Source organism: Brunnivagina elsteri CCALA 953 (assembly GCF_002289455.1).
Lineage (GTDB): Bacteria > Cyanobacteriota > Cyanobacteriia > Cyanobacteriales > Nostocaceae > Brunnivagina > Brunnivagina elsteri.
The window spans coordinates 1-2,252 of record NZ_NTFS01000653.1 but is presented as its reverse complement, the minus strand read 5'-3'; the positions used below and the strand labels follow the sequence as shown (position 1 = coordinate 2,252).

Below are 2,252 nucleotides of genomic sequence, written 5' to 3'. Positions count from 1 at the left end.
TCTGAAAATAAGTAATTCACACGGTATTGTAGGGCAGGGGAAACCCGAACCCTACGACTAACCTAAATTCAAACGAAAAAATAAGACTAGATTTTTCTATAAAGAATGAAACAGCCCTGCTACAGGAATTTGGGATAATCTATTTCTAGATGTTCCCTTCTCTCTGTACTTAGAAAATAAATACTTGTAAAATAAATCTAAAGCCTCACGCTTCTTGTCGAAACCCCGTTTATTTCGTTCTCATGCCTGATTTATAAACATCCTCCAAAGTAAAGAATCTTGTAAGTGATTGACAATTTGCCAGCCAGCGTTAACTATTAACTATTAACTTATGACTTACTAACTACTAGCCATTGACAATTGGCTCTTAAAGCGTATGAACTGGTGGCATCGATTAAAGAAAAATTCCTTGGCAAAATTTGGGGCAATATTGTTATTAGTTTTCTACACAGCAGTAATTGCGGCTGATTTCGTTTCCCCTTACAATCCTTACGAAGCACAAACAAACGGTTCCCTACTTCCACCAACTAGAATACGTTGGGCAGACCAATCTGGCAAATTCATCGGTCCCCATGTTTATCCGACAACACAAGGAAAAACTGACTTAAAAACAGGCGATCGCCAAATTATCGTAGACTACACAAAACCTTCACCGATTAGACTCTTTGTCCAAGGTTCAGAATATCGCTTGTTTGAACTCAAAGCTCCATTACCGCCAAAATGGGAAGAAACAGAAATATTCTCCGGAATTCCCCTCAAATTACATCTTTTTGGCACCACTGGCGAAGGTAAAATAAATATTCTTGGTACTGATGACCAAGCCCGCGATCAATTCAGCCGTCTACTATATGGCGGTCGTATTAGCTTATTTATTGGTATTATTGGTGTCGCCATATCCTTCCCTCTCGGTATGATTGTTGGGGGAATTTCTGGCTATTTTGCAGGCTGGACGGATAGCGCAATCATGAGAGTTGTAGAAGTCATCATGACAATTCCTAGTATCTACTTACTACTGGCATTAGCGGCTGTATTACCCCCCAATCTCAGCAGTACCGAGCGCTTTTTACTGATCGTAGTCATTACCTCATTTATCCGTTGGGCTGGTTTAGCGCGGGTTATTCGTGGACAAGTACTGTCTATCAAAGAACGGGAATTTATCCAAGCCGCAAAAGCAATGGGAGGTACGCCTTTATATATCATCATTCGTCATGTTTTGCCCCAAACTGCAACTTACATTATTATCGCTGCAACCCTATCAATTCCTGGCTTTATTGAAGCGGAAGCGGTACTTAGCGTCATTGGTCTTGGGATTCAACAACCAGACCCATCTTGGGGTAATATGCTCTCAATCGCAACCAATGCTTCTATCTTGGTATTGCAACCTTGGTTAATAATTCCTCCAGCATCGTTAATTATTTTGACGGTGTTAGCGTTCAACTTACTCGGAGATGGATTGCGTGACGCTCTCGACCCCCGCAGTATGCAAAGATAAAGTTTGGGCATTGGGCATTGGAAGATGAGTTTTTGTCTCCTTGGTTGATGCGATCGCACTTTTAATGGGAAGCATCTCACTTTCGTAAAAACACCGCTGTCATTCTGAGCGAAGCGAAGAATCTCGACTTGCCGTATGTTTTTGAGACGCTCCCCTTTTAATGAAACGATAATTTGGTGCGATCGTATTTTCTATTAGCATAAAATAAACCCGAAACCCTACACAATTAAAGTGTCGATTAACAAATTAAATGTCGTTATACAAAAAAGTAACATTATGGCAAGAGTTTATTGTCAAAACCTATAAAGAAGGCAATAAAAGTTGTAGAAAAATGACTCCTTTCCCAATTCCGGCTGATTGGCTACAAGGAGAATGCCCACATTGTTGTTTGAGTTTTACAAAAATGGCGAAGCGTCAGAAGTCTGGTTAGGGAATGCGATCGCACTCCAAGATTATTCCTACTATTGATGTAGTGTCAGCGTCATATCTCCAGATTCGGCATTAAATGTATAATTGCTGAATAGTTCGTATATTTACTGGTTAAAACTATTAAATGATTACCGTTACACCAGAAGAAATTACTCAGTTTCGCAGCCAATTGGCAGATAATGCAGAGGCTTTAGCAGCTTTGGATACCATAGAAGAGTGTGAAGGTTACGTTGAAGATGCTGTACCACTGCTGGTTATGCGGGAAACTGCACGGGAAGCAGACAGAAGTTTAAACGATTGGCTAGAAAAATGTCGCCAGTTCATCTGTCAA

At 40.5% G+C, this 2,252-nt stretch carries 1 protein-coding gene and 1 pseudogene; both read left to right on the top strand.

Translation table 11 applies throughout. The features are described 5' to 3' along the window. Window positions 1-376: 376 nt before the first annotated feature. Window positions 377-1,492: an ABC transporter permease gene (locus CK510_RS29550; protein ID WP_095725008.1), complete on the top strand. Its 1,116-nt coding sequence runs from the start codon at window positions 377-379 to the stop codon at window positions 1,490-1,492. A 553-nt stretch (window positions 1,493-2,045) separates the two neighbouring features. Then, window positions 2,046-2,252, top strand: a pseudogene (locus CK510_RS29540) (hypothetical protein); the annotation flags it as partial.